Source organism: Isoptericola sp. NPDC056573, assembly GCF_042793335.1.
In the GTDB taxonomy this organism is placed as follows: Bacteria; Actinomycetota; Actinomycetes; order Actinomycetales; family Cellulomonadaceae; genus Isoptericola.
Window position 1 is genome coordinate 370,103 of record NZ_JBHTUY010000005.1, and the last position, 18,057, is coordinate 388,159.

15 protein-coding genes are annotated in these 18,057 nt (G+C 74.9%); 10 read left to right on the plus strand and 5 right to left on the minus strand.

The features are described from left to right. Positions 1–154 precede the first annotated feature (154 nt). The 5 genes from ACFQ8E_RS11620 to ACFQ8E_RS11640 form a co-directional block, all read right to left on the minus strand. Complete coding sequence (locus ACFQ8E_RS11620) at positions 155–1,114, minus strand: 3-hydroxyacyl-CoA dehydrogenase family protein (protein WP_430550698.1); 960 nt, start codon at positions 1,112–1,114, stop codon at positions 155–157. Between the two features lie 35 nt (positions 1,115–1,149). Further along, the gene (locus ACFQ8E_RS11625) at positions 1,150–1,914 is read right to left on the minus strand and encodes a triose-phosphate isomerase family protein (RefSeq protein ID WP_430550699.1); all 765 of its coding nucleotides are present in this window, start codon (positions 1,912–1,914) and stop codon (positions 1,150–1,152) included. After that, positions 1,911–2,468, minus strand: coding sequence for a ribose-5-phosphate isomerase (locus tag ACFQ8E_RS11630; protein WP_430550700.1), 558 nt, complete (start codon positions 2,466–2,468; stop codon positions 1,911–1,913). The genes ACFQ8E_RS11625 and ACFQ8E_RS11630 overlap by 4 nt, the downstream gene beginning before the upstream one ends. Continuing rightward, a complete protein-coding gene (locus tag ACFQ8E_RS11635) occupies positions 2,465–4,207 on the minus strand; it encodes a dihydroxyacetone kinase family protein (protein ID WP_430550701.1) in 1,743 nt (580 codons plus the stop codon). Before ACFQ8E_RS11635 ends, ACFQ8E_RS11630 begins: the two co-directional genes overlap by 4 nt. 62 nt (positions 4,208–4,269) lie before the next feature. Next, the gene (locus tag ACFQ8E_RS11640; RefSeq protein WP_430550702.1) at positions 4,270–5,199 is read right to left on the minus strand and encodes a sugar phosphate isomerase/epimerase family protein; all 930 of its coding nucleotides are present in this window, start codon (positions 5,197–5,199) and stop codon (positions 4,270–4,272) included. Positions 5,200–5,443: 244 nt separating this feature from the next. Between ACFQ8E_RS11640 and ACFQ8E_RS11645 the strand changes: the two genes are divergently transcribed. The 10 genes from ACFQ8E_RS11645 to ACFQ8E_RS11690 all read left to right on the plus strand — a co-directional run bounded on the left by ACFQ8E_RS11645 (position 5,444) and on the right by ACFQ8E_RS11690 (position 17,996). Continuing rightward, positions 5,444–6,580 (plus strand): Gfo/Idh/MocA family protein, encoded by a 1,137-nt coding sequence (locus tag ACFQ8E_RS11645; protein ID WP_430550775.1) that lies wholly within the window; start codon positions 5,444–5,446, stop codon positions 6,578–6,580. Between the two features lie 56 nt (positions 6,581–6,636). Further along, on the plus strand, positions 6,637–7,848 hold the full coding sequence (locus tag ACFQ8E_RS11650) for a dihydrodipicolinate synthase family protein (protein WP_430550776.1): 1,212 nt from the start codon (positions 6,637–6,639) through the stop codon (positions 7,846–7,848). After that, the gene (locus ACFQ8E_RS11655) at positions 7,845–8,738 is read left to right on the plus strand and encodes a sugar phosphate isomerase/epimerase family protein (RefSeq protein ID WP_430550703.1); all 894 of its coding nucleotides are present in this window, start codon (positions 7,845–7,847) and stop codon (positions 8,736–8,738) included. The genes ACFQ8E_RS11650 and ACFQ8E_RS11655 overlap by 4 nt, the downstream gene beginning before the upstream one ends. Before the next feature lie 223 nt (positions 8,739–8,961). Continuing rightward, positions 8,962–9,393, plus strand: coding sequence for a hypothetical protein (locus ACFQ8E_RS11660; RefSeq protein WP_430550704.1), 432 nt, complete (start codon positions 8,962–8,964; stop codon positions 9,391–9,393). A 69-nt stretch (positions 9,394–9,462) separates the two neighbouring features. Further along, on the plus strand, positions 9,463–9,801 hold the full coding sequence (locus ACFQ8E_RS11665; protein WP_430550705.1) for a PadR family transcriptional regulator: 339 nt from the start codon (positions 9,463–9,465) through the stop codon (positions 9,799–9,801). Further along, positions 9,798–10,274 carry an HAAS signaling domain-containing protein gene (locus ACFQ8E_RS11670; RefSeq protein WP_430550706.1) on the plus strand — a complete coding sequence of 159 codons (477 nt, stop codon included), beginning with the start codon at positions 9,798–9,800 and terminating at the stop codon, positions 10,272–10,274. The genes ACFQ8E_RS11665 and ACFQ8E_RS11670 overlap by 4 nt, the downstream gene beginning before the upstream one ends. Before the next feature lie 137 nt (positions 10,275–10,411). After that, positions 10,412–11,941 (plus strand): family 43 glycosylhydrolase, encoded by a 1,530-nt coding sequence (locus tag ACFQ8E_RS11675; protein ID WP_430550707.1) that lies wholly within the window; start codon positions 10,412–10,414, stop codon positions 11,939–11,941. Next, positions 11,941–13,905, plus strand: coding sequence for a DUF6807 family protein (locus tag ACFQ8E_RS11680; protein WP_430550708.1), 1,965 nt, complete (start codon positions 11,941–11,943; stop codon positions 13,903–13,905). The genes ACFQ8E_RS11675 and ACFQ8E_RS11680 overlap by 1 nt, the downstream gene beginning before the upstream one ends. Positions 13,906–14,449: 544 nt before the next feature. Further along, positions 14,450–15,925, plus strand: a complete 1,476-nt coding sequence (locus ACFQ8E_RS11685; protein WP_430550709.1) for a pectinesterase family protein — start codon at positions 14,450–14,452, stop codon at positions 15,923–15,925. Positions 15,926–15,944: 19 nt separating this feature from the next. Further along, positions 15,945–17,996, plus strand: coding sequence for a pectinesterase family protein (locus ACFQ8E_RS11690; RefSeq protein ID WP_430550710.1), 2,052 nt, complete (start codon positions 15,945–15,947; stop codon positions 17,994–17,996). Positions 17,997–18,057: the final 61 nt, after the last annotated feature.

Consider the following 18,057-nt stretch of genomic DNA (forward strand, 5'->3'; position numbering starts at 1 on the left):
GGGTGGGGGGGGCGCTCGTTTGTGGTCCGGGTGGTGTTGTTCCGCCCCCGGGGCTTGCGGTCGGGGGGGGCGGGGGGGGCGGGGGGGGGGGGGGGGGGGGGGGGGGGGGGGGGGGCCCCCCCCCGGGGGGGCCCCCCCCGCGGTGGGTGGGAGGTCAGGCGGGCGACGGCCCGAGCGAGCGGACCAGGCGACCCATCTCGCTGTACGCCTTGTTGCGGTGGGCGACCAGCGCCTTGACCTGCTCGGGCGTGTAGTCCTTGAGGAGGCCCTTGCCGTTCTTCACGCCCCGGCGGTCGCCGGCGACGGCGTCCTGGATGAGCGCGGGCGTGCTGAGCCGCTCGCCGAACGCCTCCTCGAACGTCCGGAAGCCGCCGGCGTACACGTCGAGGCCTGCCTGGTCGGCGATGGCGAACGGGCCGAAGAAGCCCAGGCGGAAGCCGAACGTCGTGCGGACGACGGTGTCGATGTCCTCGGGCGACGCGATGCCCTCCTCGGCGATCGACATCGCCTCCTTGAGCAGCACGTACTGCAGCCGGTTGAGGACGAAGCCGGGCACGTCGGCGACGATCGCGGCCTCCCGGCCGGCCTTCCCGAGCAGCTCCTTGACCACGGGCACGACGGCCTCGTCGGTCCGCTCCCCCAGCACGAGCTCGACGCCCGGGATGAAGGGGGCCGGGTTCGAGAAGTGCACGGTGAGGAACCGCTCCGGGTTCTTCACGGCGGTCGCGAGCACCCGGGCGGGGATCGTCGACGTGTTCGACCCGATGATCGCGTCCTCGCGGGCCGCCGCGGAGATCCGGCCGAGCACGTCGTGCTTGACCTCGACGGACTCGAACACGACCTCCTCGACGAAGTCGACGTCGGCGACGGCGTCCTCGATCGACGGGGCGGTGCTCAGGTTCGCGCGGATCGTCTCCGTCGCCCCGGCGTCGTACAGCCCGGCGTCCTCGAACTCCTGCGCCTCCGCGAGCAGGCGCGCGAACGCCGCCTGGGTCGCCTCGGCGGAGACGTCGGCGATCGTGACGGGCAGGCCCGCGAGCGCGAGCGACTGCGCGATGCCGCCTCCCATGTAGCCGGCACCGATCACGGCGACGCTGCTGATGCTGGTGACCATCGTTGCTTCCTCTCTCGTGGTCCAGTCTGTGGCGGTCACGGCCGAGCGGCCGAATCCGCAGGTCGCGCGGCCGCGGCCTCGTCGAGCACGTCGCGCAGGGCGGCGACGTCGTGGGCGAAACGCCCCAGGAACACGCCGTCGACGGCGCCCGCGAGCGCGGTGAGCGTGCCCGGTCCGGCCGCCCCGCCGTAGACCACGCGGCCCTCGACGCCGAGCGCGTCGAGCCGCTCGCGCAGCGCGTGCGCGACCGTCACGACGTGCTCGGCGGGTGCCGGCCGCGGGGCGCCGATCGCCCAGACGGGCTCGTACCCGACGACGACGTCCCGCGTCGCCGAGCCGCGCAGCGCGCTCTCGAGCTGGTCGGCGGCGACGGCCGCCGCGTCCTGCGGGGCGACCTGGTGCTCCTCGCCCACGCAGAGCAGCGGGGTGAGTCCCGCCTCGGCGAGGCGGGCGACCTTGGCCCGCACGACGTCGTCGTCCTCGTGGAACGCGGCGCGCCGCTCGGCGTGCCCGACGACGGCGAACCGGCAGCCGAGCTCGGCGAGCAGGGCGGCGGTGACCTCGCCGGTCTGGGCGCCCTGCACCCCGGGCGCGACGTCCTGGGCGCCCCAGGCCACCCGCGTGCCCGCCAGCAGGCGGGCGGCCGCGGGCAGCAGCGGGAACGACGGCAGGACGGCGAGCTCGACGTTTCCCGCCGCGGCGGCGTCCGCCACCTCGGCGACCTCGGTCAGCCAGCGCTCCGTGTCGGCGGCCCCGAGATAGGCCTTGAGCGAGACGGCGACGAGCGGGCGGCGCGTCATCCGCAGGACCCGGCGGGCTCCGGGACGGCCCCGGTTCCCGCGCCGGACTCGACCTCGCCGATCGCCGCGACCTTGGGCGCGGACGCCGACGTCGGGTCGAACCGGTAGCCCAGCCACTCGCGCAGCAGCCGGCGGGCGAGCTCGATGCCCACGACGCGCTGCCCGAAGCACAGCACCTGGGCGTCGTTGGACAGCACCGCGCGCTCGACCGAGAACGAGTCGTGGGCGGTGACGGCGCGGACGCCCGGCACCTTGTTGGCGGCGATCGCGACGCCGAGCCCCGTGCCGCACACGAGGAGCGCACGGTCGGCCTTCCCCTCGGCGACCAGGCGCGCGGCGGCCGCACCCACGTAGGGGTACGGGGTGTGCTCGTCGCCGCCGACACCGACGTCGGTCACGGAGACCACACGGTCGTCGGCCTCGAGGTCGGCCTTGAGCAGCTCCTTGTAGTCGAACCCGGCGTCGTCCGAGCCGACGACGACCCGCAGGGCCTGCGGCGTCTCCGGGCTCGTCTCCTGGGCCGTTCCCTGGGCCGTTCCCTGGGCCGTCGTCATCGTGCCGCCACCTCCACGTCGTCGAAGCTGACGCCGAGCGCGTCCCCGACCTCCGCGAGGAGGAGCGCGAGCGACGTCGCCCCCGGGTCGGCGACCCCGAGGCTCTTGTCCCCCAGCACGCGCGAGCGACCGCGGCGTGCCGTGATGTCCTTGGTGCTGGACGCGCCGTCCCGGGCGGCCCGCACGGCCGCCCGCCAGGCGTCGGGCGCCGCCGCACCGTTCCCGTGCGCCGCGGCCAGCGCCGCGACGGCGGGGTCGAGGGCGTCCACGAGCGTCTTGTCGCCCGGCCGGGCCCCGCCCACCGCGCAGACCTCGTCGCGTGCGGCGCGCACGCCGTCGACGACGTGGGCGCCCGTCAGCGTCCCGCCGGCGGGCAGCCGGTCGGCGAGGGCGAGCAGGCCGACGCCCCACAGGGCCCCCGACGTGCCGCCCGCGCGGTCGGCCCACCGGTCCGCGGCACGCCGCAGCACGGACGGGGCGTCCGCCCCGGCGGCCAGCGCCTCGTCGGCCGCCTCGACCGCCGCGTCGACGCCGCGGCACATGCCGCGGCCGTGGTCGCCGTCGCCGGCGACCGCGTCGAGCGCGCCGAGCTCGTCCTCCGCACCGTGCAGGACCTCCTGCGCGCGGTGCAGCGCACGGACCACGAGGCGCGCCGCCGCGGCGCCCTCGTCCGAGGTCGCGACCACGAGCGGCGGCTCCGGCTCGGTGGCGACGTCGGGCGCGGCCGTCACCGGCGCCGCGCGCCAGCCCCCGTGCCGGAAGGCGGGCGTCGTGGCCGGTGCGAGCCACAGCGGCTCGAGCTCGTCGTCGAGCCACGTGACGGTGAGCGAGCACCCCGCCATGTCGAGGCTCGTGACGTACTCGCCGACGAGCGGCGCCACCAGCGTCACGCCGCGCTCCGTGAGCAGGTCGTGCACCCGGTCCCAGAGCACGAAGAGCTCCTCGTACTTGACCGTGCCGAGCCCGTTGAGGACGACGGCGGCGCGGCCGTCCGCGTCGTCGGGCCGGTCCGCGAGCACGCGGTCGACCAGCTCGGCGGCCAGGTCCGCCGCCGGCGGCACCGACTCCTCGCCGATCCCGGGCTCGCCGTGGATCCCGAGCCCCCAGCCGACCGTCCCCTCCGGGAGGCTGAACAGGGGCGCGTCGGCGCCGGGCAGGGTGCAGCCGTCGAAGGCCACGCCGAAGGAGCGGGTGCGCCCGTTGGCCAGCCCCGCGAGGCGGTCGACCTCGGCCAGGTCCGCACCCGACTCCGCGGCGGCGCCCGCGACCTTGAAGACCACGAGGTCCCCGGCGACGCCGCGGCGCTCCTCGGCGCGGTCGGCGGGCGCGGAGGCGACGTCGTCGGTGACGAGGCGCACGGCCACGTCGACGCCCTGCGCGCGCAGCCGGCTCGCCGCGGCGCCGAAGTTGAGGACGTCCCCGGCGTAGTTGCCGAACGACAGCCAGATGCCGGCCCCGGCGTCGGCGGCCCGGCACACGTCGAGCACCTGGCGCGTGGACGGGGAGGCGAAGACCTCGCCGCACACGGCGGCGTCGGCCACGCCCTCGCCCACGAGCCCGGCGAAGGCCGGGTAGTGGCCGGAGCCTCCGCCGACGACGACGGCGACCTTGCCGGGGCGCGTGCCCTCGGCGCGCGCGACGCCGCCGGGCACGCGGCGCAGGGTGCCGGGGTGGGCCTTGACGAGGCCGCTCAGCGCCTCGCGGGCGAAGTCCTCGGGTCGGTTGTGGACGTACGTCATGGGGTCAGCACCTTTGCTCGTGCGGTGACGGGTGGGCGGCGCGGTGCGCCGGACTGGTCTGCTCAGCGCCCCGCGGAGCGCAGCACGCCGCGGATGTACTCGCGGTTGAGGGCCGCGACGCCGAGGCTGTCCGACCCGTAGTGCTCGCAGACGAACACGCCGTCGAAGCCGAGCTCGAGCGCCTGCCGGATCATCACGCGGTAGTTGACGACGCCCTGCACCAGCGGGGTCGGGTGGGTCGCGTAGGCGCCCGTCGCCAGGTCCACGTCGCGCGTGTAGTTCTTGATGTGCCAGAAGTTCGTGTGCGGCAGCACCTTCTCGAACATCGTCGGGATGTCCTCGATCTCCCGGTGCAGCCGCACGAGGTTGCCCAGGTCGGGGTTGAGCCCCACGTTGTCGCGGTCGACGTCCTCGAGGAACCGCACGGCCAGGTCCGGCGTGCCGATGTAGGTGTCCTCGTACATCTCGAGGCTGACCCGCACCCCCACCGCGGCCGCGTGGTCGGCGAGCTCGCGGATGCGCCGGACGGCCAGGTCGCGGTTCTCGACGTCGCCGAGGTCGTCGTGGTGGCCCTCGGCCAGCCAGAACCACAGCGCCTTCTCCTGGGCCGGCGTGAGCGCCTGCATGAACCCGAAGTTCACGACCTCGGCGCCGAGCGCCGGCGCGCGGTCGATGATCGTGTGGCCGAAGCGCAGGTAGTCCTCGCCACGGGCGGCGTCGACGACGCTGCGGCGCGTCGTGGACACGGACGGGACGGCGAGGCCGACCTCCTTGAGGACCACGAGCAGCTCGGCGAACCGGGCGTCGGTCATCTCCCCGATCGACAGCCACGCGTCGGTGGGGTCGACGTCCGCGAACCCGAGGTCGGCGACCTGCTGGAGCTGCCCGCGCCAGGACTCGGCGGGGGCGTCGACGTTGGGGGTGCCGTCGGCCGCGGTGGAGCCGAAGGACAGCATGTTGGCGGCGATGGGCCAGGTGTCCGCAGTGCGCAAGGAGATCTCCGTCGATCGTCGAATCGTGTTTCCTATAGGAAACACGGCGACGCGCCGAGGTGTCAACCGACTCGATCTCACCCGCCGCGCGCCGCGCACCCCGGGGCATCTGCTTGACGGCGGCGTCCGCAGCCCCTAACTTGGATGGAAAGCGCATTCCCGCACGCGTCGCCGCCACCGACGAGACGCACCGACGAAGGAGTCCCGAGTGAGCACCACACCCCCGCGCACGCTGCGCATCGCGATGAACGGCGTCACGGGCCGCATGGGCTACCGCCAGCACCTCGTGCGCTCGATCCTGCCGATCCGCGAGCAGGGCGGCGTCGAGCTGCCCGACGGCTCCCGCGTGCAGGTGGAGCCCGTGCTCGTGGGCCGCAACGAGTCCAAGCTGGCCGAGCTGGCTGCGCAGCACGGGGTCGAGGAGTACACGACCGACCTCGACGGGATCATCGCCGACCCGAGCACGGACATCGTGTTCGACGCCTCGATGACGTCGCTGCGCGCCAAGACGCTCACCAAGGCGATGCAGGCAGGCAAGCACGTCTACACCGAGAAGCCGACCGCCGAGACGCTGGCCGAGGCGGTCGAGCTCGCCCGCCTGCGCGAGGAGACCGGCGTCACCGCCGGCGTCGTGCACGACAAGCTGTACCTGCCGGGCCTGGTCAAGCTGCGCCGCCTCGTGGACGAGGGCTTCTTCGGCCGCATCCTGTCGCTGCGGGGCGAGTTCGGCTACTGGGTGTTCGAGGGCGAGCACCAGGCGGCCCAGCGCCCGTCGTGGAACTACCGCAAGGAGGACGGCGGCGGCATGACCACGGACATGTTCTGCCACTGGAACTACGTCCTCGAGGGCATCCTCGGCGCGGTCAAGACCGTCAACGCCCAGACCACCACGCACATCCCGACCCGCTGGGACGAGCAGGGCAAGGAGTACGCCGCCACCGCCGACGACGCCGCGTACGGCATCTTCGAGATCGAGACGCCGGGCGGCGACCCGGTCGTGGCGCAGATCAACTCCTCCTGGGCCGTGCGCGTCTACCGCGACGAGCTCGTCGAGTTCCAGGTGGACGGCACCCACGGCTCCGCCGTCGCGGGGCTGCGCAAGTGCGTCGCGCAGCAGCGCGCCCACACCCCCAAGCCCGTGTGGAACCCGGACCTGCCCGTCACCGAGCCGTTCCGCGACCAGTGGCTCGAGGTGCCCGCCAACGCCGACCTCGACAACGGCTTCAAGCTGCAGTGGGAGGAGTTCCTGCGCGACGTCGTCGCCGGGCGCCCGCACCGCTTCGACCTGCTGTCCGCCGCGCGCGGCGTGCAGCTCGCCGAGCTGGGCCTGCGGTCGTCGGCCGAGGGCCGCCGCCTCGACGTCCCGGAGATCTCCCTGTGACCGCCCCCACCCTCAACCCCGCGCTCGCCCCGGAGCTGGCGCCCAGCGGCGTCACGGTGCGCCTGCCCCGGTTCGATGCCGCGGGTCGCGCCACCGGTACGGAGGTGCGCGAGCTCAACGCGCCGGGCCCCTGGCACGCCCCGGCCGCGCCGATCACGTCGCGCGTGGCCTTCGCCGCGGCGCACGTGGTGCCGCAGGTCGGCGCCGAGAACGTGCCGGGCGCGCCGGCCGTCGTCGACTGGGACGCGACGCTCGCCTACCGGCACGAGATCTGGCGCTTCGGGCTCGGCGTCGCCGACGCCATGGACACCGCCCAGCGCGGGATGGGCCTGGACTGGGCCGCGACGCAGGAGCTCGTGCGCCGGTCGTCGGCCGAGGCCGCGTCCGTCGGCGCGCGCATCGCGTGCGGCGCGGGCACCGACCAGCTCGACCCCGCGTCGGTCGAGCCCGGCGAGGCGGGCCTCGCCGCCGTGACCGACGCCTACCGCGAGCAGGTGCACGTGGTGCAGGACGCCGGCGCGCAGGTCATCGTCATGGCGTCGCGCGCGCTGGCGAAGGTGGCCCGCTCCCCCGAGGACTACGCCCGCGTCTACGACGCCGTGCTGGCCGAGGCCGACAAGCCCGTCGTCCTGCACTGGCTGGGCACGATGTTCGACCCGGCCCTCGCGGGCTACTGGGGCTCCGACGACGTCGCCTCCGCGACCGCCACGTTCCTCGACCTCATCCGGGCCCACCAGGACAAGGTCGACGGCGTCAAGGTGTCGCTGCTCGACGCGCAGCACGAGATCGGGCTGCGCCGGTCGCTGGCCGGCCTCGACGGCTCGCCCGTGCGCCTGTACACCGGCGACGACTTCAACTACCCGGAGCTGATCACGGGTGACGAGCAGGGCCGCTCCGACGCCCTGCTCGGGATCTTCGCGGCGATCTACCCGGCCGCGTCCACCGCGCTGCAGGCGTTCGACGCCGCGGAGGCCGGCGACCCGGACGGCGCGGCACGCGGGCACGCGATCCTGGCCTCGACCGAGAAGCTGGGCCGGCACATCTTCGCGGCGCCGACCTACTACTACAAGACGGGCGTGGCGTTCCTGTCCTGGCTGAACGGCTTCCAGGCCGGGTTCCAGCTCGTGGGCGGTCTGCAGTCGGGCCGCTCGCTGGCGCACCTGGTGGAGCTGGCCCGCCTCGCCGACGGCTGCGGCATGCTGCTCGACCCGGCGCTGGCCGCCCGCCGCCTGGACGCCCTGCTGGTGACGAACGGGGTCTCCGCATGAGCGCCGCGGGAGCCGACCTGAGCCGCTGCTCGCTCAACACCGCCACGGTCAAGCACGCCACGCTCGCCGAGGCGGTCGACGCCGCGGCCTCGGCCGGTCTCGGCGCCGTCGGCCTGTGGCGCCACCAGGTGCAGGAGCACGGCGCGGACAAGGCGGCACGCATCGTGTCGGACGCCGGCCTGCGCGTCTCGTCGCTGTGCCGCGGCGGGTTCCTCACGGCCGCGGACGAGGCGGGCATCGCCGCTGCCCTCGACGACAACAAGCGCGCCATCGAGGAGACGGCAGGCGTCGGCACCCGCGAGCTGGTGTTCGTCGTCGGCGGCCTGCCCGCCCTCAGCGAGCCCGGCCGCGGCCCGCGGCCCGACGCCGGTCCGGGCGACCGCGACGTCGTCGCCGCCCGCGCCCGCGTGGCGGACCGGATCGCCGAGCTCGCGCCGTTCGCGGCCGAGCACGACGTGCGGATCGTGCTCGAGGCGCTGCACCCGATGTTCGCCGCCGACCGCGCGGTGATCTCCACCCTCGGGCAGGCGCTCGACCTCGCGGCGCCGTTCGCGCCCGAGACCGTGGGCGTCGTCGTCGACACCTACCACGTGTGGTGGGACCCGCGGCTGCGCGAGTCGATCGCGCGGGCCGGGGCGGAGGGCCGGATCGCGGGGTACCAGGTCTGCGACTGGAACCTGCCGCTGGCCGCCGACCCGCTCAACTCCCGCGGCCACGTGGGCGACGGGTACGTCGACTTCCCGACGATCTCGCGCTGGGTCGCCGAGGCGGGCTACACCGGGGACGTCGAGACCGAGATCTTCAACGAGGAGGTCTGGGCCGAGGACCCTCGCGACACCGCCCGCACGGTCGGCGAGCGGTACGCGCGGCACGTGCTGCCGCACCTCTAGGCCCGCCCTCCAGCACACCGGGCCTTGACACCCCGGTGCGGGTCTGTCGCCGACGCCGGCCCGCCGCACGACGCCCCGTCGCCTCCCCGGGCGGCGGGGCGTCGTCGTGCGCGGCGCAGGATCCGCACCGGTCAGGAATGGAGAAGCGCCGCCGGGGAGCCGCTCCCTAGCCTGGGACCCGACGGTGCGGCACGGCGCCGCACCACCAGCCGGGAGGAACGACATGGCCACGTCCGAGGGACTGAGCGCCGACGAGCGCGCCGCCGTGAAGCAGCGCGCCAAGGAGCTGCGCGAGCAGGAGAAGGCCGGCAGGAACCGCGCCGCGGGCGAGAAGGCGGTGCGCGAGGCGATCGAGCCGCTCGAGGGCACCGACCGGGACATCGCCGAGGGGCTGTGCCGGGTCGTCGCCGCGGTCGCACCCGACCTCGTGCCGAAGACGTACTACGGCATGCCCGGCTTCGCGGACGCCGCCGGCAAGATGGTCGTGTTCGTGCAGCCCGCCGCGAAGTTCGGGACGCGCTACGCGACGGTCGGCTTCGACCCCGCGGCACACCTCGACGACGGCGACTTCTGGCCGACCGCCTTCGCGGTGCTGGCCTGGACCCCGGCCTTCGAGGAGCGGCTCACCGCGCTGGTGCGCACCGCGGCGGCCTGACCGGGGAGGCACGGTCGTCCGGGGCCCGACCACTATCTTGCGACGCAAGAGACTGCTATCTTGTGACGCATGGTACCGACCTCGGACGCCGTCCTCACCCAGCTCCGCAAGGGAGTCGTGGAGTACTGCGTCCTGGCCTGCCTGCGGTCGGGGCCGGCGTACGGCCTCGAGCTCGCCGAGCGCCTCGGCGCCACGAGCACCCTGCTGACCAGCGAGGGCACCCTGTACCCGCTGCTCTCCCGGCTGCGCCAGCAGGGCTGGGTCACGACGACGCAGGTCGCGTCCCCGATGGGCCCGCCGCGCCGGTACTACGAGCTCACGACCGAGGGGCAGGCGGCTCTCGAGACGTTCACCGCCACCTGGGCCCGGTTCACGGAAGACGTCCGCACGACCCTGGAGCCCCGATGACCACGACCCCCGCGTTCCCCCCTCTGGTCGAGGCGTACCTCACCGACCTCGAGCGCGCTCTCGCCGCGAGCGAGCCCCGCGAGCGTGCCGAGACGCTCGCCGCGGTGCGCGAGCACGCGGCCGAGTCCCTCGCGCTGCACGGCTCCGACGACGCCGGCGCGCGCCGCGTGCTCGACGAGCTGGGCCCGGTGGACGCCATCGCCGCCGTGTCGACCCCGGCCTCCCGCGCCGCCGCGGCACCCGGGGCGGCGACCACCACGCCCGCCGCCGATGTCTGGCTGGTCGTGCTCGCCGTCGCCTCGCTGGCGCTCTTCGTGGTCCCGCCCGTGGCCGCCGCGGCGGTGGTCTGGGCGCTGTTCCGGCTTCGTTCCGGCGCCGGGAACCGTGGCCTGCAGAGGCTCGCGCTCGTCGTGGGCGCCGTCTCCTTCGTCGGGGCCGTGGCACTCTTCGTGTCGCACGCGCTGGCCGGCTGAGGCCCCCGCCGGACCGCTCCGTCACGTCCAGGCGTTCCCTCCGGCGGAAACCGGTTGCTAGGCTGGGCACAGCACGGCGGGAACCGGTTTCTCACGGTTTCTCGCCGACTGTCCCAGCGACGTGACGGAAGGCGACCATGACCCACTACAGCAACCCGGTCCTCGACGCGGACTGGCCGGACCCCGACGCGGTGCGCGTCGGGGACGACTACTGGCTGATCGCGTCCAGCTTCAACCGTGCCCCCGGGCTGCCCGTGCTGCACTCGCGCGACCTCGTGTCCTGGCGGCACGTGGCGAACGCGCTGCCCGCCCTGCCGCCCGCCGGTCACTACACGCTCCCCCGGCACGGCTCCGGGGTGTGGGCGCCCAGCCTGCGTCACCACGACGGCCTGTTCTGGATCGTCTACCCCGACCCGGACCACGGGATCTTCGTGCTCACCGCGGCCGACCCGCGCGGCCCGTGGTCCGAGCCGTGGTGCCTGCTCCCGGGCCAGGGCCTCATCGACCCGTGCCCCCTGTGGGACGACGACGGCCGCGCCTACCTCGTGCACGGCTGGGCCAAGAGCCGCGCCGGGGTGAAGAACCGCCTGACGGTGGTCGAGGTGGACCCCGGCCTGCGCCGCGCCGTCGGGCCCGCGCGCACCGTGGTCGACGGCGACGAGCTGCCGGGCTTCCGCACGCTGGAGGGCCCCAAGCTGTACCAGCGCGACGGCTGGTACTGGATCTTCGCGCCGGCCGGCGGCGTCGCGACCGGCTACCAGGTCGCCTTCCGCGCGCGGTCGGTGTGGGGCCCGTACGAGCACCGCGTGGTGCTGGCCCAGGGCGACACCCCGGTCAACGGCCCGCACCAGGGCGCATGGGTGGACACCCCGGACAGCGACGACTGGTTCCTGCACTTCCAGGACCGCGACGTCTTCGGCCGCGTGGTGCACCTGCAGCCGATGCGGTGGGACGACGACGGCTGGCCGATGCTGGGCGACGCGGGCTCCCCGGTACTCACGCACCCGACGCCCGTGCCGGGCGCCGAGCCGGGCGAGCCGGTGCGCAGCGACGACTTCGCGTCCCCGGGCCTCGCGCCCCGCTGGCACTGGCAGGCGAACCCCGTCGAGGGTTGGGCCGTGGCCGACGGCGGCGGCACGCTGCACCTGCCCGCCCAGCCCACGCCCCGGGGCAACCTGCGCGACCAGGGCGCCGTCCTGAGCCAGCAGCTGCCGGGGCAGCCGAGCACGTGGGAGACCCGCGTCGGCCTCGCGGGCGAGGCCCCCGGCACCCGGGCCGGCGTCGTCGTCCTGGGCCGCGAGTACGCCTGGGCGGGACTGGTGCGCACGCCGGGCGGGATCGAGGTGACCGTGCGGCGCGGCGGCACCTACGGCGACGAGGAGGTCCTCGCGCAGGAGCCCGTGCCCGCGGGCGCGACGGGCGTCGTGCTGCGCACCGCCGTCGACGCCGAGGGCCGCGTCACCTGGGCCTGGCGGGACGACGCCCTGCCGGGGCACGACGACGCGGAGTGGCACGAGCCCGCGCCGCCGTGGCAGTCGGTCGTCGGCCACTGGATCGGCGCCGAGGTCGGCCTGTTCGCGAGCGCCCCGCTCGGGGCCGACCTGCGGCCGGGCGACGGCGGCACCTTCGGCCCGATGCACGTCACCGTGGCCGGGAAGGACGCCTGATGGCCCGCTCGGGCGGCCCCACCATCGACGAGGTGGCGGCCGCAGCCGGGGTGTCGCGGGCCACGGTCTCGCGGGTGATGAACGGCCGGGCCAGCGTCGCGCGGGACATCGCCGAGCGCGTGCGCGTCGCCGCGAAGGACCTGCGCTACCAGCCCAGCCGGGTGGCGCGCAGCCTGTCGCTGGGCCGCACCAACTCCGTCGCGCTGGTCGTGCCCGACCTGGCGAACCCGATGTTCCAGCAGATCCTGCGCGGCACGATGGCGGCGGCCGCGCCGCACGACTACCGCGTCCTGGTGGCCGACACGGCCGAGAACACCGCCGACGAGGCCGAGGTGGCGCTCGAGGCGCGACAGCGGTGCGACGCGCTGGTGCTCGCCGCCCCGCGCACGTCCGAGGACGCGCTGCTGGAGCTCCTGCCGCGGCTCGAGCCGGTGGTCGTGGTCAACCGGCACGTGCCCGGCCTCACCGTGCCGAGCGTGCGCGTCGACTACGCGGCAGGCGTGCGGAGCATGGTGGACCACCTGGTGGCGCTCGGGCACCGCGAGCTCGCGTACGTCGCCGGCCCCCGATCGAGCGCGTCGAACGGGCTGCGGGCCCGCGCCCTCGACGACGCGCGCGAGCGGCACCCGGGTCTGCGCGTCACGACCGTGCCGTGCGGCCCCACCGTGGACGCCGGGTACCGCGCGGCGGACGCCGTGCTCGCCACCGGCGCGACGGGCGTCGTCGCGTTCAACGACCTGGTCGCGTTCGGCCTCCTCGCGCGGCTCAACGAAGCCGGCGTGGCGGTGCCGGGGGACATCTCGATCGGCGGCTTCGACGACATCGAGCTCGCCCGCTACGCGACGCCGTCGCTGACCACGGCCGCGGTGCCGCAGGCCGATCTCGGCCGCCGTGCCTGGGAGCTGCTGCACGCCCGCGTGCTCGGCACGGAGCGCACCCGACTCGGTGCCGAGGGCATCGCCGTGCACGTGACACCGGGGCTGGTGGTGCGGGGCAGCACGGGGCCCGTGCCGCCCGCGCGCCGGCTCGGCGTGACGTCGGCGGACCTCGCGGGGCGCGCGCACGCCCGTGACGACTCGGTCCGGGCCCGGTGGCGGCCCGTCGACGACGACTGGGTGCTCGGCGTCGGCGACGACCGGCCCCTGGGGCGGTACTCGCGCGGTGACGGGATGCCCGGCGTGCACAGCCCACGGCCCTTCCTGCACCCGGTGCACTCGGCGCAGGGCGTGGCGATGACGACGAAGAGCCCGCTGGACCACCGCCACCACTACGGCGTCTCGATGGCGGTGGCCGACGTGGACGGCACCAGCCACTGGGGCGGGCGCACCTACGTGCGCGACCTGGGGCCGACGCTGCTCGCGAACCACGGCCGCCAGGAGGCCGGGCGCACGGAGGTGACCGACGACGGCGCCACCCTGACCCAGCGGCTGCGCTGGCTGGACGAGCGCGGCGGTGTGCAGCTGACGGAGGAGCGGCGCCTCACCGCCGTCGTGCTGCCGGAAGTCGACGCGTGGGCGCTCGGCTGGCACGGCAGCCTGCGCGCGGGCGACGCCGACGTCGAGATCGGCAGCCCGGCGACCAACGGCCGGCCCGGCGCCGGGTACGGCGGCTGGTTCTGGCGCCTCCCGTCGGGCGACGAGGCGTTCGCGCTGAGCCCCGACCGCGGCGGCGACGTGCACGGCTCGCGCAGCCCGTGGGTGGCCGTCGTGCGGCGCACCGGGCCGGCCTGGACCACCCTCGTGCTGGCCCAGGCGTCCGGGGAGCCCGACCCGTGGTTCGCCCGCGTGGGCGACTACGTGGGGCTGGGTCCGGCGCTCGCCTGGGACGCGGTGCGCACGGTGCCTGCGGGGTCGTCGCTCGAGGTCGACGTCGTGGCGGCCGTCGTCGACCGACGCCTCGACATCACCGGGGCAGGCGACGTCGCGGCCCTCGCGGTCGGGCGCGTGGGGGCCGTCACTGCCTGAGCCGGTCGTCGTATCCGGCCGACACCTCGGTCGGGGCGAGCGGGGCGAGTGTTTCTCCGCGGCGACGCGTTCACGGGCGCCAGGGCGCCCTCCACTTCGGGAGGGATACGTCGCCGCGGAGAAACCCTCGCCCCGCTCTTCGTCGAGCCCCTGGCCACGCGGGTCGACGCCGGACCGGCACGACCTCTGATTGGTTCCGGCCGCTGAACTATTGACGCGGGCGCCCTGCTCGGATAGGTTTGTGAGAAACCGGTTTCTGAGGCGTTTCCGGTCGCAGAGCGCGACGGGCACGGGAAGACCGACACCGACGTCGGCCGCACCACGAGCAGCACGACCAGCACGATCCGCACCGCAGGCACCCCCGGGTACCCCGCCGTCGATGACGGGCCCCCGGCCGCCGCCCCCGCTCGTCCCGACCCGAGGGCCACCCGGCCCGAGTCTCACGAGAGGCGCGACGATGCCCTTGACCGCGGACCATCGACCCACCCCGCACCGCACCCCCACCCCTCGCTCCCACCGCCCGGGGCCGCGAGCCCGCCGGGCCGTGGCGGCACTCGCCGCCCCGGTCCTCGGCCTGACGCTGCTCGCCCCGGTCGCGCACGCGTCGTCCGGCACGGACCCCGAGGCCACCGGCCGAGCGCTGCTGCACCGCATCGGCGCCCCACCCGTGACGTCCGCGGACGGCCCCGTCTGGTCCCCCACCGCGACGGGCTTCGCGTCCGTCCCGACGGACGAGCTCCCGGACGGCACCACCGGCGGCGCGGGCGGGCGGACCGTCACCGCGCGCGACGCCGCGGGCCTCGCGGCGTACGCGGCAGCCGACGAACCGCTGACGATCCTCGTGCAGGGCACCCTCGAGGTGGAGCCGTTCGGCTCGATGATCGACGTCGCGAGCGACAAGACGATCGTCGGCGCGGCGTCGGGCGGCGAGGTCGTCGGCGGCGGGCTGCGGCTGCTCGAGGTCGAGAACGTCATCATCCGCAACCTGACGTTCCGCGACTCCTACGTCGCGGCCGACTGGGACGGCAAGAGCGCGGACAACGACAACGACGGCATCCGCATCGACACGTCGGACCACGTGTGGGTGGACCACAACGAGTTCGCGCGGCTCGGCGACGGCCAGCTCGACATCCGCAAGGACTCCACCGCGGTGACGGCGTCGTGGAACTCCTTCCACGACCACAACAAGACGCTCGGCGTCGGGTGGACGGACAACGTCGTGACCACGCTGACCCTGCACCACAACCGGTTCTCGAACGTGCACCAGCGCAACGGCAGCATCGACAACGTGGCGCTCGGCCACCTGTACAACAACTGGCTGTCCGGGGCGAGCTCGTACGGCACCACGTCGCGCGGCGGCTCCACGCTGCTGGTCGAGTCGAGCGTCTACGAGAACGCCCGCAACCCGCTCATCCTCAGCGGCGACGCGGCCCGTCTGCACCAGCGCGGCAACCTGTTCCGCGGGAACTGGGGCGAGGAGCCGGCCGAGACCGGGCCCACGTTCGAGGCGTCCGACCACTACGCCTACACGGCCGACGACGCCGAGGACGTCGTGCCGCTGCTGAGCCGGTACGCCGGCACCCGGTCCACGCGCGACGACCGGCTCGGCCGGCGGGTCACGGTGGCGCAGGACGGCACCGGCGACTACCTGTCGGTCCAGGCGGCCGTCGGCGCGGCGTCGCGGTCGCCCCGACCGGTCGAGATCGTCGTCGAGCCGGGCACGTACCGCGAGGTGCTCACCGTCTGGCCGGGCGCCGAGGGGCTCACGATCCGCGGCGCGACGGGCGACCCCGCCGACGTCGTCGTGACGTACGACAAGCCCGCGAGCGACTGGGCCACCGCGACCGTCCTCGCCGACGGCGTGACCCTGCGCGACCTCACGCTCGAGAACGCCTACGACGCCGAGGTGAACGGGCCGAGGGAGACCCTCGCCCTGCGGGACGCCGGCGACGGCACCGTGCTCGACGACGTCCCGCTGGTCGGCGGCGGCCGATCCACCGACGACCCACGCCAGTCCTGACACCCTTCGAGGAGCATCCATGAGACTCACGACGACCCGCACCGCCGCGCTGCTCGGCGCCCCGGTGCTGGCCCTGACCCTGCTCGCCCCGGCCGCGCAGGCGGCGCCCGGTCCCGGTCACGACGGCGGCCCGGTCGCCGCCGGGGCCGCCGTCCTGGAGCGCATCGGCGCGCCCACCACGACGACGGCCGACGGCCCCGTCTGGTCGCCCGTCGCGACGGGCTTCGCCTCCACGCCCACCGACGACCTCCCCCACGGCACGACCGGCGGCGCGGGCGGCGACGCCGTCACCGTGCGCGACGCGGCCGCGCTCGCCGAGGCGGCGGCGTCCGACGAACCCCTGACGATCTACGTCAAGGGCACGATCGAGCCGGCCGAGTTCGGCTCGATGATCGACGTGGCGAGCGACAAGACGATCGTCGGGTTCGCGTCGGGCGCGGAGCTGGTCGGCGTCGGGCTGCGGCTCGACCACGTGGAGAACGTCATCGTGCGCAACCTGCGCTTCCGCGACTCCTACGTGCCGGGCGACTGGGACGGCAAGAGCGCGGACAACGACAACGACGGCATCCGCGTCGACACCTCCAGCCACGTGTGGATCGACCACAACGAGCTCACGCGCCTGGGCGACGGCCTGATCGACGTCCGCAAGGACTCCACGGCGGTCACGCTGTCGTGGAACTACCTGCACGACCACAACAAGACGGTGGGCGTGGGCTGGACCGACAACGTGGTCACCGAGATCACGATGCACCACAACCGGTTCTCGAACACCTACCAGCGCAACGCGAGCATCGACAACGTGGCCGCCGGCCACCTGTACAACAACTGGTTCGACGGGCAGGCGCAGTACGGCACCATGTCGCGCGGTGCGTCGCAGCTCGTCGTCGAGTCGAGCGTGTACTCGAACGGCGAGGACGCGATCGTCGCCAAGGACCCGGCGTCGAAGGTCGACTCGCGCGACAACCGGTTCACGACGATCCGCGGTCGCAAGGACGACACCGGTCCGACGTTCGACCCGGCCGCCCGGTACCCGTACACGCCCGACGACGTCGCCGACGTCACCCGCGTCGTCACGCGCGGCGCGGGCACCCTCGGCGCGCAGGAGAAGGTCCGCCGCACGGTCACCGTGGCGCTCGACGGCACCGGCGACTACGCGTCGATCGGCGCCGCGGTGGGCGCGGCGTCGCGGTCGCCGCACCCGGTGGACGTCGTCGTCGAGCCGGGCGTCTACCGCGAGGTGGTGCGGGTCTGGCCCGGCGCCGACGGGACCACCATCCGCGGCGCCACCGGCGACCCGGAGGACGTGGTGCTCACCTACGACCTCGCCGCCGGCCAGGCCAAGTTCTACGGCGGCACGTTCGGGCACACCGGCTCGCCGGTGCTGTCCGTGCTGGCCGACGACGTCACGCTGCGCGACCTCACCGTCGAGAACGCCTACGACGAGGCCGCGAACGGCGGCAGCCAGGCGCTCGCGCTGCGGACGTCGGGCGACCGCACCGTGCTCGACGGCGTCCGGCTGCTCGGCAACCAGGACACGTACCTGGCCGACCCGGGCTCCGGCGCCGCGGCGGCGCGCACGTACGTCACGGACTCGTACATCGAGGGCGACGTCGACTTCGTCTACGGCGGCGGCACCCTCGTCGTCGAGGACTCGGAGATCCGCTCGCTCGACCGCGGGTCCGCGACGAACAACGGGTACGTGGCGGCTCCGGCGACCGTGCCCGGCGGCAAGGGCTTCCTGTTCACCGGCACCCGGTTCACGTCGGACGCCGCGGCGGGCACCGTCTTCCTCGGCCGCCCGTGGCACCCGAGCAGCAACCCGCTCGTCGACCCGTCCGTCGTCGTGCGCGACTCCTGGCTGGGCGCGCACGTCGGGACGCCCGCCTGGTCGGACATGAGCGGCTGGTCGTGGCGCGACGACTTCATGCGGGAGTACCGCAACGCCGGTCCCGGCGCCGCGCCCGCCGGCGCCGTCGTCGACGGCCGTCCGCAGCTGACCGCCGACGAGGCCGCCGCGCACACCCGCGAGGCGTACCTCTCCGGCGACGACGGGTGGACGCCCTGGCGCTGATCCACCCCCGGTGAGCGCGGTCCGCGGCGCGCGGGCGAGGTCGTCCCGCGCCGTGGGTCGC